The sequence below is a fragment of the Asaia sp. VD9 genome, assembly GCF_037150015.1.
Classification (GTDB): Bacteria; Pseudomonadota; Alphaproteobacteria; order Acetobacterales; family Acetobacteraceae; genus Asaia.
On record NZ_JBBCQM010000008.1, the window covers coordinates 36,535 to 54,986 of the forward strand.

At 60.6% G+C, this 18,452-nt stretch carries 19 protein-coding genes and 1 tRNA gene; 15 read left to right on the forward strand and 5 right to left on the reverse strand.

Going from position 1 to position 18,452, the window contains the following annotated elements:
* Positions 1-107 precede the first annotated feature (107 nt).
* From WFJ47_RS10870 to WFJ47_RS10900, 7 genes are all read left to right on the forward strand, one after another.
* Complete coding sequence (locus tag WFJ47_RS10870) at positions 108-704, forward strand: DUF177 domain-containing protein (RefSeq protein WP_127103016.1); 597 nt, start codon at positions 108-110, stop codon at positions 702-704.
* A gap of 137 nt (positions 705-841) precedes the next feature.
* Positions 842-1,045, forward strand: coding sequence for a 50S ribosomal protein L32 (gene rpmF, locus WFJ47_RS10875; protein ID WP_023977526.1), 204 nt, complete (start codon positions 842-844; stop codon positions 1,043-1,045).
* A gap of 67 nt (positions 1,046-1,112) precedes the next feature.
* Positions 1,113-2,204, forward strand: coding sequence for a phosphate acyltransferase PlsX (gene plsX, locus WFJ47_RS10880; RefSeq protein ID WP_127103015.1), 1,092 nt, complete (start codon positions 1,113-1,115; stop codon positions 2,202-2,204).
* Positions 2,205-2,397: 193 nt separating this feature from the next.
* Positions 2,398-3,351, forward strand: coding sequence for a beta-ketoacyl-ACP synthase III (locus tag WFJ47_RS10885; protein ID WP_336762959.1), 954 nt, complete (start codon positions 2,398-2,400; stop codon positions 3,349-3,351).
* Positions 3,352-3,421: 70 nt separating this feature from the next.
* Positions 3,422-3,745 (forward strand): integration host factor subunit alpha, encoded by a 324-nt coding sequence (locus tag WFJ47_RS10890; protein WP_127103013.1) that lies wholly within the window; start codon positions 3,422-3,424, stop codon positions 3,743-3,745.
* Positions 3,742-4,578, forward strand: a complete 837-nt coding sequence (locus WFJ47_RS10895; protein ID WP_336762962.1) for a MerR family transcriptional regulator — start codon at positions 3,742-3,744, stop codon at positions 4,576-4,578. Before WFJ47_RS10890 ends, WFJ47_RS10895 begins: the two co-directional genes overlap by 4 nt.
* An 83-nt stretch (positions 4,579-4,661) precedes the next feature.
* Positions 4,662-4,735: transfer RNA gene (locus tag WFJ47_RS10900), tRNA-Pro, on the forward strand.
* 221 nt (positions 4,736-4,956) lie between these two features.
* Here WFJ47_RS10900 and WFJ47_RS10905 read toward each other — a convergent pair.
* The 3 genes from WFJ47_RS10905 to WFJ47_RS10915 form a co-directional block, all read right to left on the reverse strand.
* Complete coding sequence (locus tag WFJ47_RS10905; RefSeq protein ID WP_233582158.1) at positions 4,957-6,138, reverse strand: AI-2E family transporter; 1,182 nt, start codon at positions 6,136-6,138, stop codon at positions 4,957-4,959.
* A gap of 156 nt (positions 6,139-6,294) precedes the next feature.
* Entirely contained in the window at positions 6,295-6,744 is a 450-nt protein-coding gene (locus WFJ47_RS10910) for a DUF3574 domain-containing protein (protein ID WP_336762963.1), read from the reverse strand.
* 11 nt (positions 6,745-6,755) lie between these two features.
* Positions 6,756-7,580, reverse strand: coding sequence for an NUDIX domain-containing protein (locus tag WFJ47_RS10915; RefSeq protein ID WP_336762964.1), 825 nt, complete (start codon positions 7,578-7,580; stop codon positions 6,756-6,758).
* 89 nt (positions 7,581-7,669) lie between these two features.
* Here WFJ47_RS10915 and WFJ47_RS10920 point away from each other — a divergent pair, with 89 nt between their 5' ends.
* The 4 genes from WFJ47_RS10920 to fusA all read left to right on the forward strand — a co-directional run bounded on the left by WFJ47_RS10920 (position 7,670) and on the right by fusA (position 12,685).
* The gene (locus WFJ47_RS10920; protein ID WP_336762965.1) at positions 7,670-9,451 is read left to right on the forward strand and encodes an ATP-binding cassette domain-containing protein; all 1,782 of its coding nucleotides are present in this window, start codon (positions 7,670-7,672) and stop codon (positions 9,449-9,451) included.
* Positions 9,452-9,552: 101 nt separating this feature from the next.
* Positions 9,553-9,897 (forward strand): hypothetical protein, encoded by a 345-nt coding sequence (locus WFJ47_RS10925; RefSeq protein WP_336762966.1) that lies wholly within the window; start codon positions 9,553-9,555, stop codon positions 9,895-9,897.
* Positions 9,898-10,016: 119 nt separating this feature from the next.
* On the forward strand, positions 10,017-10,319 hold the full coding sequence (rpmB, locus tag WFJ47_RS10930; protein WP_023977516.1) for a 50S ribosomal protein L28: 303 nt from the start codon (positions 10,017-10,019) through the stop codon (positions 10,317-10,319).
* A 260-nt stretch (positions 10,320-10,579) separates the two neighbouring features.
* On the forward strand, positions 10,580-12,685 hold the full coding sequence (gene fusA / locus WFJ47_RS10935; RefSeq protein ID WP_023977515.1) for an elongation factor G: 2,106 nt from the start codon (positions 10,580-10,582) through the stop codon (positions 12,683-12,685).
* A gap of 123 nt (positions 12,686-12,808) precedes the next feature.
* Here the strand turns inward: fusA and WFJ47_RS10940 are convergent, their stop codons facing one another.
* Complete coding sequence (locus WFJ47_RS10940) at positions 12,809-13,411, reverse strand: hypothetical protein (RefSeq protein WP_336762968.1); 603 nt, start codon at positions 13,409-13,411, stop codon at positions 12,809-12,811.
* Between the two features lie 110 nt (positions 13,412-13,521).
* On the opposite strand from WFJ47_RS10940, the gene WFJ47_RS10945 reads away from it, so the two are divergent.
* The 4 genes from WFJ47_RS10945 (at position 13,522) to WFJ47_RS10960 (ending at position 18,008) form a co-directional block, all read left to right on the forward strand.
* Positions 13,522-14,109, forward strand: a complete 588-nt coding sequence (locus WFJ47_RS10945; RefSeq protein WP_336762970.1) for a TetR-like C-terminal domain-containing protein — start codon at positions 13,522-13,524, stop codon at positions 14,107-14,109.
* 234 nt (positions 14,110-14,343) lie between these two features.
* The gene (locus tag WFJ47_RS10950) at positions 14,344-15,900 is read left to right on the forward strand and encodes a sugar ABC transporter ATP-binding protein (protein ID WP_336762971.1); all 1,557 of its coding nucleotides are present in this window, start codon (positions 14,344-14,346) and stop codon (positions 15,898-15,900) included.
* Between the two features lie 12 nt (positions 15,901-15,912).
* Positions 15,913-16,932: an ABC transporter permease subunit gene (locus WFJ47_RS10955; protein WP_127102596.1), complete on the forward strand. Its 1,020-nt coding sequence runs from the start codon at positions 15,913-15,915 to the stop codon at positions 16,930-16,932.
* A 134-nt stretch (positions 16,933-17,066) separates the two neighbouring features.
* Positions 17,067-18,008 (forward strand): ABC transporter substrate-binding protein, encoded by a 942-nt coding sequence (locus tag WFJ47_RS10960; RefSeq protein WP_336762974.1) that lies wholly within the window; start codon positions 17,067-17,069, stop codon positions 18,006-18,008.
* An 80-nt stretch (positions 18,009-18,088) separates the two neighbouring features.
* Here the strand turns inward: WFJ47_RS10960 and WFJ47_RS10965 are convergent, their stop codons facing one another.
* Entirely contained in the window at positions 18,089-18,346 is a 258-nt protein-coding gene (locus WFJ47_RS10965; RefSeq protein WP_127102594.1) for a GlsB/YeaQ/YmgE family stress response membrane protein, read from the reverse strand.
* Positions 18,347-18,452: the final 106 nt, after the last annotated feature.

Here is an 18,452-nt window from a genome sequence, read left to right on the forward strand (position 1 = left end):
TATATTGCTTACACCAACGGTAAGGCAATTCGGAAAAGGGAGCTTGCTCGCCGGTTTTTCCGATGCGCAAGCATGTTCCCGCCGCAGATAGTGTCAGGAAGGCAGCCATGAGCGACAGACAGGATTTCGAAAGTGTTCCTCCATCCCAGCCGGAATTCTCGCGTCGTCTGGTTATCAACCGTATCGGCCATGAGGGGCTGAGCGAGACGATCAAGGCCAAGGAGGACGAGTGCAGGAAGCTGGCAAAGCGTCTGGACATTCCGGCGGTTCGTGCGCTCGACTGTCGTTTCCGCATCATTCCTGAAGCGTCCGATAATTTTGTACTCGAAGGCGTGCTGACCGCCCATGTGGTGCTGGAATGCGTGATCACAGGGGAACAATTCGAAGACGCCCTGAATGAGTCCTTTGCGGTACGGATGGTTCCTGCACGTCGTTTTTCAGAGGAAACGGCTTCGGATCTCGAGGCGATTGACGAGATTCCCTATGAGGGGAATGCACTCGACCTGGGAGAGATCGCCAGCGAGCAGCTTGCCCTGATGTTACCCGCCTATCCGCGCAAGCCGGGAGCCGCCCTTGAAAATGCGGTTGACGAAGCCCCCCGTGAGGCGGCAGAGGAAACCGCAGATGAAGCAGGTGGCCGACCCAACCCGTTCGGTGCCCTGGCCGGTCTGTCTCTCCCCAAAAAAAAGACGGATCTGAGCTAGAAACGCACAGGATGCTTGCGACCCGGCCTCGGGTCTGCTAGAGCCGCCCGCCTGATCATAGTGAACAGTATCGTTTCCCGCTGCGGTCGAATGGCGACCGGTTGCAGGGACGATCTAAGAAGAAAGAGGCTCCTGCCATGGCCGTCCCCAAGAGAAAGACCACGCCGTCCCGCATGGGCATGCGTCGCAGCCACCACGCCCTGACCGTTCAGGCTCACGCCGAGTGCAGCAACTGCGGTGAGCTGAAGCGCCCGCATCATGTTTGCGCGCATTGCGGTCATTATGACGGTCGTGAAGTCGTGGCTTCCGGCAAGACGCTGAAGACGACCGTTCGCGTTTGAGGCTCGATGGGGCTGGCTCGGTGAAAGAGCCAGCGCATCTTGTTTGAAATGAGACGCGGGGCGGAGCATGACTGACCTGAATGTGCCGGCCAGCCAGGCTGCGCCTTACAGTTTGGCTATTGATGCGATGGGCGGGGATCATGCCCCCGAGATCGTTCTGGCCGGTTTGGATCGGGCAGCCGATCGACATCCTACAGCTAAGATTCTGCTGGTCGGTGATGAAGCCGTGCTGCGTCCGCAGCTGGCCCGCTACACCAAGGCACAGCGCATCTGCGAAATCCGCCACGCGCCCTCCTCCATTTCCATGGAAATGAAGCCGACGGCAGCCCTGCGCATGCGGGATTCCTCACTGCGCATGGCGATTGATGCCGTCGCCTCGGGCGAGGCGGGCGGCGTCGTGTCAGCTGGCAACAGCGGTGCCATGCTCGCTCTTGCCAAGATCGTGCTCAAGACGCTCCCCGGAATCACGCGTCCTGCCATGGCGGCGGTTAATCCATCGGCCCGTGGCGACGTTGTGATGCTCGATTTGGGGGCCAATATTGCCTGCGATACGCGCAATCTGGTCGAGTTTGCTGTCATGGGTGAGGCTTTCGCCAAGGCGGTGCTCGGTCTCCCTGCGCCCAGTATCGGTTTGCTGAATGTCGGCGCCGAGGAGTTGAAGGGTGACGAGCGCCTTCGTGCCGCGGCCGATATCCTGCGCGATTCGCCGCTTTCCGCTCAATTTCATGGCTTCGTAGAGGGCCATGACATCACAGCGGGAACGACCGACGTCGTCGTGACCGACGGATTTTCGGGCAATATAGCGCTCAAGACGGGTGAGGGCGCACTCAAGCTGGTTTCGATGCTGTTGCAGCGCGTCTTCAAGACCAACCTGCTGACCCGTATCGGGTATCTTCTCGTGCGTCCCGGACTGGAGCGCATGAAAGAATGGATCGACCCGCGCCGATACAACGGGGCTGTGTTCGTCGGTCTTAACGGAATTGTCGTGAAGTCTCATGGTGGCGCGGATGCCGAAGGTTTTGCCGCCGCCATCGATGTGGCGATGGATGCCGTAACCCATTCGATCAATGAGAAGATCCGCGATCGCCTGCGTCAGGTCGAGGCTCTCATGGCCGCCGAGGCCGAGAGAGAGCTCGCTTCTTCCACGACGGCGGCCTGATCGGTTCTGTTGGCCCGATGCGGGCTTACAGGTCCTTGGCCATACCCGCCTCCAACCTGCCTTGCCTTCTCCCCGGCGGCCTGACGCATGGTCTGTCTTTTCCGGGGACTGCCTTGGGCGCTACTGGCGCGATAACGGTTAGGCTGGTATCGGCAGGGTCTGCCTTCCCGGCATCAGTACAAGAGGAAACGACATGTCCCTGCGCGCGCGCCTGACCGGATTTGGCAGCTATCTGCCGAAGCAGGTTGTCACGAACGCCGATCTGGCCGAGCGTATCGAGACTTCAGATGAATGGATCAGGACGCGTACAGGCATTGCGCAGCGTCACATCGCCGGCGAGGACGAGACGGCCGTCAGCATGGCGGTCAACTCTGCTCGTGCTGCACTGGCCTATGCCGGAATCGATGCGCAGGAAATTGGTGCCGTCATCGTGGCGACCGCGACGCCCGACCAGTGCTTTCCCGCAACGGCTGTCCGCGTACAGGCGGAGCTGGGCATGGCGGCCGGGTTCGCCTTTGATCTGACGGCGGCCTGTTCCGGCTTCGTCTACGCCCTGGCTACCGCCGAGACATTCATTCGCAGCGGTCAGGTCAAGAAGGCGCTGGTGATCGGCACGGAAGTCTATTCGCGCATTGTCGACTGGGAGGATCGCACGACCTGCGTCCTGTTCGGCGACGGTGCGGGTGCGGTTGTACTGGAAGCTACCGAGGAAGAGGGGCTTGGAATTCTTTCCACCCATCTGCACAGTGATGGAAGCCATGGCGACATCCTGTACGTGGATGGACCCGCTACGGCAAAGCCTGTGCTGCATATGCAGGGGCGGGAGGTCTTCCGCCACGCGGTTGCCAAGCTCTCTTCAGTGGTGGACGAGGCTCTGGCTGCGAACGGGCTTCAGGGACAGGATATTGACTGGCTCGTTCCACACCAGGCCAATCTGCGTATCATCGAGGGCATGGCCAAGAAGCTTGCCCTGCCACTCGATCGCGTGGTCGTGACGGTTGATCGTCACGCCAATACGTCTGCGGCGTCCATACCGCTTGCGCTTGACGAAGCGGTACGCGACGGGCGCATCAAGCCGGGAGACCTGGTGCTGCTTGAGGCGCTTGGCGGGGGTCTGACCTGGGGCTCGGCGCTGCTGCGTCTGTAGAACCCGTCGACGGGTCATGTCAGAACAGTGATTTGATTGATTTTCATTACTGTCATGATACGGTGCTGTCATGACCACGGTGACCCGCGCGCAAATAGCAGAGCACATCTATAGTGAAGTAGGGCTGTCCCGGCACGAATCCGCCGATCTGCTCGAGACGGTTCTCGAACTGATCGCTGCGCGGCTCGAAAAAGGCGAGACGGTCAAGCTGAGCGGATTCGGGACTTTTTCCGTCCGCCAGAAAGGCCGCAGGGTCGGCCGCAATCCCAAGACCGGTATCGAGGTGCCGATTCTGCCGCGCTCGGTGCTGGTGTTCCGGCCTAGCCAGATTCTCAGGGCCGAGGTGAATGGCGAGTCGATTGAAGGTCTTGCCAGTGAAGGCGATGATTCATGACGACCACCCACTCCGCACCAGATCTGCTCCGGGGGGCTGAAGAGCGCAGCGATCTTGATCGGCTGGTGAAGGGCCCCAACGCCTACCGCACCATCAGTGAAGTTGCCGACGAGCTTCATGTTCCGCAGCACGTGTTGCGTTTCTGGGAGACGCGCTTTCCCGAGGTCAAGCCGCTCAAACGCGGTGGCGGACGGCGCTATTATAGTCCCGAGGATATCGACACGCTTCGACAGATCACGGACCTGCTTTACGTGCAGGGCTACACGATCAAGGGCGTGCAGCGTGTTCTGAAAGAGCACGGAGCCGTGGGGCCGCTTCCAGTGGTTGCTTCTGCGCCAGCAGAGCCCGAACTCCGGCAAGCCACCGGAGTTGATGGAGGAAGCGCCGCGTCAGAGACCCCGCGAGCGCCTTTCGAGATTCCAGCATTCCACCCCGCTGTGGAAGAGCAGAGCGTGGATCTGGATTCCGGCCCCACGGCAGCTGATGCTGATGAGGCGTCTATCGCAGAGCCTGGAGAAGGTCATCGGGCGTTTCAGAATGAAGGAGCTGTCGATGCAGGTGAAGAGACGAACGCCCTGCCTGCCGAGTTCACACAAGTCTCTATCACTTCACCGCTCGCTAACGCCGAGGCGGAAGCTCGAGGGGAAGCAGCCGTCTCCGCTCCCCCGCAGGGCGGTAGCGCGGCAGAGCTGAACGCCATTCTCCAGGATGAATTGGCAGAGTTGCGTGCCAAGGAAGAACGGTGGCGCCACGAGCGTCGGGCTCTGCGTCTCGCCCTCGAGGATGTGCTGGGTGAGCTCGATAATCTGCGCGAAATGCTGCCAAGCGCCTGAAAACGCTGATCGTGCAAAAAACTGGCCTGGGGCGCTTGCAGGATAAGCGCCCCCCTGCTAAACGGCCTGTACCGCAGGACTGACGGGCAGTAGCGCAGCCTGGTAGCGCATCAGTCTGGGGGACTGGGGGTCGTGGGTTCGAATCCCGCCTGCCCGATATCGTTCGTCCTGCGGTTCTTATCTCCAAAATTCAAAGACTAAGCGGTTTCGCCGCGTGTAGACGCACTTGCCTGTCGATCTGTGCAGCATCGCGCATCTCGCCCGGTGCGGAAGTGCCAGTGTCTGTGCACCGATGCGCCCGGACAACGGGCATGAAAAAGGCCGGTCGAGCCGGCCCTTCCCATGATTCAGCGATCAGAAGCCCTCTGGAGAGCAGGCCTATTGTGCTTCCTCGCGAAGCTGGCTTTCCGTATCCGAGCTCCAGATACGCCACAGCAGATGGACGGCCGCCATGATGGCCGGGCCAAGAAACAGGCCGAGCAAGCCCCAGGTTTCCACACCCCCGAGAATGCCCAGAAGGACCCAGAGGAACGGCATTTGCGTGCTTCCGCCAATCAGAGCAGGGCGAATGAAGTGGTCCGCCACAAAAATCACGATCGCCCCGAGCACGATGATAACGATGCCCGCGATCATCTTGCCCTGAACGATGATCAGAAGGGCAGCCAGTATGACCGTAGGCAGGCCCAGAAACGGGATCATGGCCGCCACGCCTGTGAGCAGGGCAAAGAGCAGCGGCTGAGGCGTGTCGGTCAGCACATAGGCGATGCCCATCACGAAGCCTTCTCCCAGCCCGACCAGCACAAGACCCGCCACCGTACCATGCACCGAAGAGATCATCTGCCGTGCCAGCTTCTCTCCGCGCTTGCCAAAGGTCCGGTTCGACACCACCAGAACACGGTGGATGATATCCGCACCATCACGGAGCAGGAAGAACAGCGTCAGGATAGAAAACAGGAAGAGCGTCGCACGTCTTGCAACCTGCGTGGTGACCTGCCTGGTGACGGCCATGCCATGACCGGCATCGAAAGAGTGGAACAGACGATTGAGGTGTTCCGGGTTGACGAGATTGTTCTGCCACCAGCGTGCCACCTGGGCCCGCTCGAAGGGCAGATCGTTGAGCCATTCCGGCATCGGTATGCCAGTATGGCGCACTTCGTCGATCCAGTGCAGCGCGCTCTGCGCCTCCTCGGCAGCCTTGTATCCTACTAGGCTAAGCGGCACGAGAAAGATGAGCGCGATGGCCGCGGTGAACAGCATGGGAAGCCATTCCGTCCGCCCGAAGCGCTTTTCGGTACGTTGATAAAGCGGCCAGGAGGCAATGGCGAAGACGCAGCCCCAAAGCAGGGCTGGCAGGAAGTTCTTGAGTGTGAACAGGGCGAGCGCAATGAAGAAGAAGCCGAGAAGACCTCTGGAGCGTCTTTGTCCTCGCCCGACGGGTGAGCCGGTCGCCTCTGTAAGATCGTCTTCCCCCGGCTGGTCCTGACACTCGGCAGATGGTCGGGTCAGGCCGGCTGGTGGCATGGCGTTCGGGTTGGTCATCATGTTCCTCGGGGCCAGCATCGCCCGCTCCGACCGTCGTGAAATGACGCTTCGCGGTTCCGGAGACGCTGCCTGTTTTCCTGTAAATCCTGAATCACATCAGGAGGGCGATTCTCATTTCTGGCAAGTTACGGTCGCGCGTCAACATGCCAGTCCACTCTAGGGTGCAGGATACGCCTAAAAGGAGGCGCAGCCAGAGTGGATGAACGCGGCGACGGAACTCTGGTTGAACCGTTTTTTATAGGCGTTGCGTATGGCCCTCAGCTTCGTGCCCAGACCGGGACCAGAAGGCGCGATGATCCATACCAGTCGCGAGCGTTCGTGGATGATCGGTGACGCGGGCGTATCCTGCCATTGTCCACGCACTTCCGTAACCGAAAGGCCGGCAGGGAAGTCAGGCGTCACCTCGCGCGCGAGGAAATCCTCCCAGTCGGCCTCCGTGATCTCGCCTCCTCCAGGAAGCGAGAGGCCGAAAGCAAGGGTGATGGATTCCGAGGGGGCACCCGCAATCGCCTTGCAGAGTATCCTTTCCTGCGGCGCGGGAGCCGGTGCGGTCGCACATCCCGAAATCCCAAGCAGCGTGACTCCGAGAATCAGCGCGTGGCTGGGCGGAAGAATCCGGAGCAAGGACAGAGGTCTCACTGGTCATCGAGCGCCGCACGCAGGATCGTGCTTTCATCGGGCGTGAAAAGCCCATGGCGCAGGAAGAGGTCGATCAGCACGAGATTGACGTTGAATTTGATGTCGTTCGTGTCGCGTACCAGAGCAAAGACCTGTTCGAGCGCCATGAGCTCGAAAAAGGCCACTTCTCCATCCACCGGCTGCGGGACGAACTCGGTTGGCAGGAGCAGATCGTAGCAGTAGAGCGTGTCCTGACGCAGGCCTTCGGGCCGTGCCATGGCATAGCGCAGGGTCGCGACGGGTTGGGCCTGTGCCGCGAGCTCGGGCGGAATAGCGGCTTCCTCCCCCGACTCCTTGATAAGCGCTTCCATAGGGGTGAGGCCTGTGCAGATGCCCCCTGCCGCCAGATGGTCGAGTTTGCCCGGGTCGAGGCGCTTGTTCGCAGCGCGATGGCCCATCCAGATGAGGCATTGGCCATCTTTCTGCACCAGCCCGTTCAGATGCACACCGGCGGCGGTGCAGCCCAGCAGGGGCAGGGCGCCACGATCGATCTGGCCGATCACCTTCCCCTGATTGTCGAACACGTCGAAGAGCTCGTCATGAGGCCGATAGAGCCCGCGCTCGGCGAGGGTAACGCCCAGCCCGACAAGCTGTGTGCCGTCCTCGATGCGGAACTCCTCCCCCTGAGCCAGACCAAGCTCCGTCAGGGCCGCGAAGGCGCGGGGATCGACCAGACCAAATGGCGTTTCCCCCGCCCGAAAAAGGCGTCTGTCCCCGGGGAGAATGGCAGTCTTGCACTGCCTGATATGGGCCAGAAACAGGGCAAGGCGATTGTCGTGCATGGAGGGCGGTACTCTCTACTCTGAGGGGCAACGATATCGCGTAACAGGAGGCGATTGCAAAACGCTGACGCACACCACAATTTGGACTCATGTCCTTCTCCTGGCGTTTGCCTCTCGCTGTCACCAGCCTTGTCCGGGCCTGGCGTCTGGTCCTGTCTCATGACATCCGCTTTTTCCGCATCGGCATGGGCCTGACGCTGTTGCTGCTTTTGGGGGAGCGGCTCTGCATTCTGGCCACACCCTACATGTTCAGCCGACTGGTCGCGCATTTTTCGGTGCCGGATCTGCGGGTGGTCGTGCCTGTTATGCTGATCCTGTCCTATGCCGGGCTGATTTTCTTCCGGAGCGTTTTCTCAGCGTTGCAGGAACTGGTGTATCAGCCGGTTGGACAGCGGCTCCAGGCGCTGACGGCACAGGAGGCCTTCAGGCACCTGCTCGATCTGCCCTATCGCTTTCATCGTGACAGGCAGACAGGCGCCCTCACACGCGCCATCGAGCGCGGCTCTGAGGCCGCAGACACGTTGTTGCGTCTGGCGCTCTTCAATGTGCTGCCAGCCGTGCTGGATACGGGTTTGACCATTGCCGTCGTGTTCCATTTCCTTGGTCCACGATATGCGGCAGTCATTGCTGTAGCGCTCGTCAGCTATATCGCCCTCGCGCAATGGTTCGTGCGCCAACGGGTCAGAGCGCGGCGACAACGCAATGAGGCCAATGGCCGCGCGCAGCACTTCCTGCTCGATTCCCTGCTCAATTTCGAATCCGTGCGCCATTTCGCCAATGAGCCCCATGAATATGCGCGCTATGAGCGCGCGCGGCGCGCGCAGGAAAAGGCCAGTCTGCGCATGACCTTTGTCGCCGGTCTGTCCTCGGTCAGTCAGAACGCCATGATCGCGCTGGCAACGCTTGCCCTGTTCCTCATGGCGGCGCGCGATCTGGCGGCCGGAAGACTGGATGTTGCGGCCTTCGTGCTGATCGGGACCTATTTGCGTACGCTTTATCAGGCCATCATCTCGCTCAACCTCGTCTATGCGGGGTGGCGCAATGCCTGCGTCGATCTGGAGCACCTGACCGAGCTGATGGACGAGCCGCCCCGGGGCGGGGAGGGCAGGGATACTGGCAGCGCTCCGGCAGGGATCGAGCCTGCCTCGCTCTCGTTTCGCGATGTCAGTTTCGATTATGACGGGCGCGAAATCCTGCACACCCTTTCCTTCGATGCCGGGCCGGGCGAGACGATTGCGCTTGTCGGCCCGACCGGGGCAGGAAAATCAACCATAGCCCGGCTCATCCTTGGGGCTTATGCGCCGCGTTCAGGCTCTATCCTGCTGGATGGGCAGGACCTGACGACCCTCGCTCCTGTCGATCTGCATCGCATGATCGGCGTGGTCCCGCAGGACACGCAGCTCTTCAATGATACGATCGGCTACAACATCGCCTATGGTCATCTGGAGGCTACTCAGGAGGAGATTGAAGAGGCCGCGCGGCTGGCCCAGATTCATGATTTCATCGACGGCCTTGAGGAAGGGTATGAAACGCTGGTTGGCGAGCGTGGCCTCAAGCTTTCGGGTGGGGAGCGTCAGCGTATCGCTCTGGCGCGCATCATTCTGCGCAAGCCACGGCTGCTTCTGCTGGACGAGGCGACGAGCGCGCTGGATACCGGCACCGAGCTGCGGCTCATGGAGGCCTTGCGTCAGGTGACTTCCCGCCAGACCACGATCGCCATAGCCCACAGATTATCGACCATACGGCACGCGACACGGATTCTGGTGATCGAGTCCGGGCGTATCATCGAGCAGGGCACCCATGAGGTGCTGATGGCGCAACATGGACCTTATTTCGAGATGGTGACCCATCAATCCACCGCAGCGACCTAGTTTTCTCGCCGGTGCTTCCCTAACTGTTGCTCGATGATGCGCGTCCGGCTGGTCACCAGATCGCCTGCCGCGCGCATTCCCAATTCAAGAGGAGAACTCTCATGACCAAGCCGGCCGAAGACCTCGCCCAGGACTTCCATCCCGACCAGAATATCGAGGCGGAAATCCGGGGTCAGGCGGCTCATGAGCTCTCTGACGACCCTGATGCCGTCGAGATCCCCGAAGAACTGCGTCAGTGCGGCGCCGTGATCGACAAGGCAATCGGCTATCTTGTGGAGCAGAATCTGCCGACCGAACTGATCGCCTCGGCATTGCTCGGCGGTTCGCTGGGCGTGCTCGCCCGGACCACCGATGCCGAAACGATGGTGCGGATGCTGCAAACCGCAATCGACAGCATCCGCACGGGTGAACTGCTCTGTGCGGACGCCTTTTCAGACGGCGAATGACAGTTTGCGACGCTTTCGGCTTGACGGGAGCGGGGGGCTCCGTCATAAGCCGCGCCTTAACGCATCGTCGTATGCCGGGAGTGGTCTCGGCGATCATATTACTACCGAGGATCAAGTCCATGTCACGCCGCTGCCAAATCACGGGCAAGGGTGTGCTGACGGGCAACAACGTCAGCCACGCCAACAACAAGACCCGTCGTCGTTTCCTGCCCAACCTGCAGGAAATCACCCTTCTGTCCGACATTCTGGGCACGGGCGTTCGTCTGCGTCTCTCCACCCAGGGTATCCGTACGGTCGAGCATAATGGCGGCCTGGACTCGTTCCTGATCAGCACGCCGAACCGCAAGCTCCCGGTTGAAGCTCAGGTCATCAAGCGTCGCATCCTGCGCGCTCAGGAAAGCAAGGCCGCTCAGACCGCTTGAGTCTGACGGCGCCAGCCTGACGCCCCGGCGGAAAAGGCAGGCAGCAACACAATTGGCCTTGAAAACGTGGTCGGGTTGTTTCATTCAGCCACTCGATCACAAGGCCCGACTTGGTCGATCCGGCTTCGACGTCTTCCCCAAGCTTCCCGAAGGGCATACCGCCGGGAATATTCTGGCATAGCGCGTCGATCTGTGACGGCCACGGCAAAGGTGTTTCGGGGCGGCCTGAAGCACCTTTCATCGCATTCTGGAGGTATCCCGTGTCCGAAAGCAGCGTCGCAGAAGCCAAATCGGCTCTCTCGAAGATCCGCAATATCGGTATCACCGCGCATATTGATGCCGGCAAGACCACGACGACCGAGCGTATTCTGTACTACACCGGCGTGTCGCATCGCATCGGTGAAGTGCATGACGGCAACACGACCACCGACTACATGGCGCAGGAACGTGAGCGTGGCATCACGATCACCTCGGCAGCCGTGACCTGCGAGTGGGAAAACCACCGCATCAACATCATCGACACTCCGGGCCACATCGACTTCAACATCGAAGTGAACCGCTCGCTGCGCGTGCTCGACGGCGCCATCTTCATCATCGAAGGCGTTGCCGGTGTTCAGCCGCAGTCGGAAACCAACTGGCGTCTGGCTGACCGTTACAACGTGCCGCGCGTCATCTTCATCAACAAGCTCGATCGTACCGGCGCCGATTTCTATCGCGCGTTCGACACGCTGAAGGAAAAGCTCGACATCGTCGCTATTCCGCTTCAGCTGCCGATCGGCATTGAAGAAAACTTCGTTGGCGTGGTCGATCTGGTCGAAATGCGCGCCATCATCTGGGAAGGCGGCGAGCTGGGCGCGAAGTTCCACTACGCCGAGATTCCCGATGACCTGAAGGAAAAGGCAGCTGAAGCTCGCCAGAACCTTCTGGACACCGCGCTGAGTGTCGATGAAGCCGCTATCGAAGAATACTTCGAGAAGGGCGATGTCGATGTCGCAACGCTCAAGAAGTGCATCAAGAAGGGCGCCATCTCCGGCGTGTTCCGTCCCGTCCTGTGCGGCACGGCCTTCAAGAACAAGGGCGTTCAGCCGCTCCTCGATGCCGTTATCGATTACCTGCCGGCTCCTGACGAAGTCGAAGGCATCCGTATCGCGCCGCCGGAAGGCGAAGAGGTTGACGAGAACTTCCTGCCGATCGTGCCGGTCGATCCCGATGGCAAGTTCGCCGGTCTCGCGTTCAAGATCATCTCCGACAAGTACGGCACCCTGACCTTCGTGCGCGTCTATCGCGGCGTCCTGAAGTCGGGCGACACCGTGCTGAACACGACCAAGGGTCACAAGGAACGCGTTGGCCGCATGTTCCAGATGCACGCTGACAAGCGTGAGGAAGTCAAGCAGGTCGGGGCTGGCGATATCGCCGCATTCGTGGGTCTGAAGGACACCCAGACGGGTGACACCCTGGCCGACGCTGCTGATCCGGTTGTTCTGGAGCGCATGCAGTTCCCGGTTCCGGTGATCGACATCTCGGTCGAGCCGAAGACCAAGGACGGCGTCGAGAAGATGACGCTGGCCCTGCAGAAGCTGGCCGCGGAAGATCCCTCGCTGCAGCTCAAGACCGATCAGGAAACGGGTCAGACCATCCTGTCCGGCATGGGCGAGCTGCATCTGGACATCATCGTGGACCGTCTGCGTCGTGAATACGGCGTTGAAGCCAATGTCGGTGCGCCTCAGGTGGCCTATCGTGAGACGATCTCGCGTGCCCACACCGAGACCTACACCCACAAGAAGCAGTCCGGTGGTTCGGGTCAGTACGCTGAAGTCAAGATCGAGTTCGTGCCTGTCGAGCGTAACGAAGGCATCAGCTTCGAGAACAAGGTCGTTGGCGGTACGGTTCCGAAGGAATACATCCCGGCTGTCGAAAAGGGCATCCGCATGCAGTCCTCGACGGGCGTGCTGGCTGGCTTCCCGACGGTGGACTTCAAGTTCACGCTGCTCGACGGCAAGTACCATGACGTTGACTCGTCGGCTCTCGCCTTCGAAATCGCCGCCAAGGCCTGCTTCCGCGAAGGCATGAAGAATGCTGGCCCGGTCATCCTCGAGCCGATCATGGATGTGGAAATCACGACCCCGAACGACCATGTCGGTGACGTGGTGGGCGACCTCAACCGTCGTCGTGGCATCATCCAGAGCCAGGAGACGGCCGGTTCGACCGTCATGATCCGCGCTCAGGTGCCGCTGAAGGAAATGTTCGGCTACATCTCGCATCTGCGTTCGGCCACCAAGGGCCGCGCGTCGTTCACGATGCAGTTCCATCACTATGATCCGGTGCCGCGCAACGTGGCCGACGAAATCATGGCGAAGAGCGCCTGATCCTTCGGGCTCGGTCTCAGAACATGGAAAAGCCGCCCCTCGGGGCGGCTTTTTTCGTTTTCTGTTGGCGCTTCGAAGCGTACGGGGCAGGAGAGGTGCGGCGCCCCTCTCAAGGATAAGGCGTCATCTCGTGCTCTGACAGGCGCGATGGAGCCGATAGAGAGAAGGCCCGAAGAAGCTCGCTGCAATCATGAAGACAAGGCTGAGCCGAAGAACAAAGGCCTCGGGACCGTGATGGGCAGGCATGCGCGCCATGTCGATGAAGACGAGGGCACGCACCGCGAAAAACGCTCCCCATATGCGCGTGTAGAATCTGAAAAAGCGGTCGATACCCGGTGCTTCGGCACGGTCTTGCATCGCGTCCCCTCCGCGTTGCCGCGCCAGATGTTCGATCAGGGAGATGCGCCAGAAGCTCCCCCAGAGGAATAAACCCGCCATCAGGGCGGCACAGAACGCGGCGAAGTAATCAGGGCTCATCCTGTCTCGGAGCAGGATACTCGCAAGCCCGAAGCCGATCGCGCCACCGTTGAGTGCAACCCAAGGCGGAGGGAACCCCGCGCCTCGACGATAGCGATGAAGAGCGCTCACCCCCACAAACGCAAGACTGGCAGGCAAGGCGTAGGCCTCAAGCCCCGCCATCTCTCCAACCCATACAAGCGCGAGGCCACCAAATTCCTGCACGATTGCCCGGAGTGGCAGGCGAGAGAGACGGGACGAGAAACTCATAGGGGTACCTCAATCGGCTTTGGTATCTTTCCACCGTAAAGATTGCCGCTCAGATCATGGTGGCGTCAAACTTTTTATTGTAAAGATCGACGGGAACTTTGTGAGGCACCATGAACGACCCATCTTCCTCCTATCATCATGGCGACCTCGCCAATGCGCTTCTTGAGGCAGGGCGTGCTCTGCTCGCGACCGGCGGGTTGGAGGCGCTGAGCCTGCGCGCCGTCACCCGCAGGGCGGGTGTCTCGGCAACGGCTGCGGTGCCGCATTATGGCGGTCTGGCCGGGCTTCGGGCGGCCCTCGCCGCACAGGGATATCGGGAGTTGGCGCTCGCACTGGGTAAGGCCTCAACCGCGCATGAGGCTGGTATGGCTTATATTCGTTTCGCCATCGCCAATCCGAACCTCTTCCAGCTCATGTTCCGGCGTACCCTGCTTCTGGAGAGCAGTGAGGTCCTGCAATCGGCCTCGCAGGCCGCCTTCGAGGCCCTGCGTGGCCTCGCGCAGGGCTTAGACCCGGCGACAGGGGGGATTGAAGGCGGAGCGGCGCGTATGGCTGGGCTATGGGGAAGGGTCCATGGCCTGGCTATGCTTGCCATAGACGGAATGCTGTCTCCGATGATCGCGGCCGAGGGTTTCGATAACGTTGAAGGTTTCCTTGCTAAAGCGCTCGATTCCGGGGGTAGGAACTCAGCCGATTGATGGTTCGATTCGCTCCGGGGCTCGGCGAGGGAGAGGGTACGGACGCGCATTGCGCGGCTTTGATGGGATGCGATCAACATGGACGCGAATTAACTATCACATCTCCGTTACTTAATTAAAGATTGCAAAAACATTATATAAATTTAACAAAATATCTGCTTCTCTCGATTTCGGCAGAAGGGGACCAAGCAAGTTTTCCCCGCTGCTTCAGGCGCAAATCGGGAGACTGGTCCCATGACTCTGGCCCAACACACGTCGTGTGACACGCAGGACGGAACGCCGCTCCTGCATGTCGAGGGTATTTCCAAAACATTCTCCGGGGTGCGTGTTCTCAAGGATGTTTCCCTCATCGCCTATGGCGGTGAAATTCTGGCGCTGATGGGTGAGAACGGGGCGGGCAAGTCCACCCTGATGAAGATCCTCTCGGGCGCCTATACAGCCGATCCTGGCGGTGAAATCCGCATTGCCGGTGAGGTCCAGAAAATCACCAACCCGGCCTCTGCACGGGCGCTGGGTATCGGGATCATTTATCAGGAACTGGCCCTCGCGCCGAACCTGACGGTAGCCGAAAACATCCATCTAGGCTCGGAGCTGCGTCGCAACGGCATGATTGATCGTGCCGCCATGAACGAGGCCTGCCGGGACCTCTTGAAGGAACTCGGTGCGCCTTTTGGCCCGGAAGATCGCCTGTCAACCATGTCGGTCGCGGAGCAGCAACTCGTCGAGATCGCCCGTGCCCTGCACCGCGATGCACGCATTCTGGTGCTTGATGAGCCCACCACAGCGCTTTCGGCCCGTGAAACCGACCGGCTCTTCGCTCTGATCCGCCAGCTTCGCGCGAAGGGTCTGGCGCTCATCTATATCAGCCACCGCATGGATGAGATCGACGAACTGGCCGATCGCGTGTCGGTACTGCGCGACGGCGCCCATGTCGGGACGCTCGAGAAACATGAGCTTTCCTCGGCGCGGATCGTCAGCATGATGGTCGGGCGTGATCTGTCGAGCTTCTATGAAAAGGACGGTAATCACGTCCGCCGCGATGCGGCCCCGATTATGCAGGTCGAGGGCCTGACGGATGGCCGACGCGTCCAGCCGACAAGCTTCGCGCTTCGTCCGGGCGAGGTGCTGGGAATTGCCGGTCTGGTCGGGGCAGGGCGTACGGAACTCGCCCGGCTTATCTTCGGGGCAGACCCCAAAACGGGCGGCAGTGTTTTACTCGATGGGAAAAAAATCGAGATCCGCTCGCCGCGCGACGCGCTCGCAGCAGGCATTGCCTATCTGACTGAAGACCGTAAGTCGCTCGGTCTCTTTCTCGACATGTCCTGCAGCGGCAACATCAATCTGGGTGTGGTCGAGCGTGACTCCCGAATGGGCGTGCTTGACCAGACGAAGGGGCGCACCCGTGCAACGGGCTCGTTCTCTGCCCTGCGCATCAAGGCGCAGAACATGCTCACCAATGTTGGTGGACTCTCCGGCGGAAACCAGCAGAAGGTCCTGCTGGGCCGTCTGCTCGAAACAGGGCCCAAGGTGCTGATCCTCGATGAGCCGACGCGTGGCGTCGATATCGGGGCAAAGACCGAAATCTATCGCATCATCAATGATCTGGCGGCGCAGGGGCTGGGGATCATCGTCATTTCAAGCGAAATGGCCGAGATCATTGGCGTGAGTGACCGCGTTCTCGTCATGCGCGAGGGTCATCTTACGGGTGAACTTGAAGGCAGTGCGATCACGCAGGAGGCCATCATGTCTCTTGCTGTCGGGCTTGCCTCCCCTTCGCCAATCGCCGCCTAGGATATCACGTCAATGAGCAATACTCTCAACCCGGCGGTGGCGGCCTCACCTGCCGCCCAGCTGAACGCGCGCGCAACCACACGCAGCATCATGCAGGCAGCTGGCATGCTGCCCGTTCTGATCCTTCTGGCGCTGGGCTTTCATTTTCTCGGCGGGCATCGGTTCCTGTCGGGCCAAAATCTCTCGATCATTGCCCAGCAGGCCTCCATCAATACCGTGCTGGCCTCGGGCATGACCTTCGTCATCCTGACGGGCGGTATCGATCTGTCGGTCGGCTCCATTCTGGCTTTCGCAGCCATGTGCGGCCTGATTGTCTCGCTATTGCCCCATCTGGCCTGGCTGGCTGTGCCGGCTTGTCTCGGCGCAGGTCTGCTGATCGGCGTATTCAACGGCGCACTGATTGCGGGGGTCAAGATTCCTCCCTTCATCGTGACGCTGGGTACGTTGACCGCCGTACGAGGGCTCGCCCGGCTGATGGGCAATGACCGCACGATCTTCAATCCCGATCTTTCCTTCGCCTGGATCGGTAATGATGGCATTGCGATCACCTCGACCTTCACCATTCCCTGGCTCGCAGTCATTGCTTTTGCTGTAGTCGTGGCGAGCTGGTTTATTCTGCGGCGTACAGTTCTGGGCGTGCATATCTACGCCATCGGCGGCAACCCCTCCGCTGCGCGCCTGGCTGGTATTCGCGTCGGACTTGTCCTGATGTTCGTTTACGCGGCTTCAGGTCTGCTCGCAGGGCTTGGCGCTGTCATGTCCTCGGCCCGCCTCTACGCGGCAAATGGCCTGCAGCTTGGTCAGTCCTATGAGCTCGATGCCATCGCCGCGGTCATTCTGGGCGGTACGTCCTTTGTCGGGGGGATCGGCTCGATCTGGGGCACGCTCGTCGGGGCGCTCCTGATCGCCGTGCTCACCAATGGCCTCATCCTCATCGGGGTGTCGGATATCTGGCAGTTTATCGTCAAGGGTCTGGTCATCATCGTGGCCGTGGCACTCGACCGCTTCCGGGCTCCGACGGCGCGCACCTGACACTGCGCTCCCCCGGGGTCTGCCCGGGCCTCCCAGGGTGGGCCTCTCAGGGGCTCACCCCCGGGGCCATTGTCCCTTCGCCCCGGCACAAACGCTCACCCAGTTTGTCTTTCTTCCGTTTCGGATGTCTCAAGATGATCACTCGCACAAAATTCTTCCTCGGCGCGCTCGCCCTTTCCACTGTTCTCGCTGCCCCGGCGGCTCGGGCCGATGGCATCAGCAATGTGGGCGTCTCAGTCGGATCGCTCGGAAACCCGTATTTCGTCGCGCTGGTGAAAGGCGCTACCACGCAGCTCAAGAGCGTGGCCCCGAGTGCCAGTATCAATGCGCTTTCTGCGGATTACGATCTCAACAAGCAATTCTCGCAGATGGACAGCTTCGTCACTTCCGGTGTGAACCTGATCCTGCTGAATGGGGTGGACCCCCAGGCTGTGATGCCCGCGGTCAAGCGCGTTCAGAAAGCTGGCGCTACCGTCATCGCAGTGGACGTCGCCTCGGCCGGTGTGGATGGAACGGTGCAGACCGATAACGTCGCGGCGGGACGCATCTCATGCGAATACCTTGCGAAGAAGCTGGATGGTAAAGGCGAGGTGGCGATCGAAAACGGTCCGCAGGTCTCGTCGATCATCGACCGTGTGAAGGGCTGCAAGGAAGTTCTCGCCAAATATCCCGATATCAAGATTGTCAGCGACGATCAGAATGGCGGGGCTGAACGCGACCTTGGCTTCAAGGTCATGCAGGGCTTCCTGGTGCGCTTCCCCAATCTGAAGGGAGTCTTCGCAATCAACGATCCCGAGGCCATTGGCGGCGATCTTGCCATCCGTCAGGCCCATCGTCAGGGAATTGTCGTCACCTCCGTCGACGGTGCGCCTGATATCGTCTCTTCACTGAAGGACCCACGCTCATCGGTCGTTGCTTCGGCCAGCCAGGATCCCTATCAGATGGGGAAAGATGGTATCGCAATGGGACAGGCCATCAAGGACGGCAAGGTCGCCAAAGGCACGGTGAGACTGATGCCCCCGACGCTGATCACGCGGGACAATGTGGACAGCTACAAGGGCTGGACGGGGGAATAATCCCTTCGCACGGGGGAATAATCCCCTGGACCGTGGTTCAGCCGCCTTCACCCCCCGGCAGCGATGCCGGGGGCTTTCTTTTATCCTTGCTGGTTGTTTGAGGCGAAGAGGCGATAGACGAGCAGCAGGATCATGGCGCCGAATACCGAGGCCACGAAGCCGGCAGGTTGTCCGGGATGATAAAAATGAAGCTTCTGCCCGATCCAGCTGGCCAGAAGCGCTCCGGCAATACCGAGGAAGATCGTGATGATGAAGCCGCCCGGATCGCGCCCGGGCATCAGGAACTTGGCGATCAGCCCGACAAAGAAGCCGACGATCAGGGTCCAGATCAGATGCATGTCAAATCTCCACGGAGAAAACCGGCCTTGCTCCCCGGAAGAGAGCCAGACCTCACGCTTGCGTGATTAACATCTCGCTGAGTCCGGGTCCATATCGCCAGGCGCG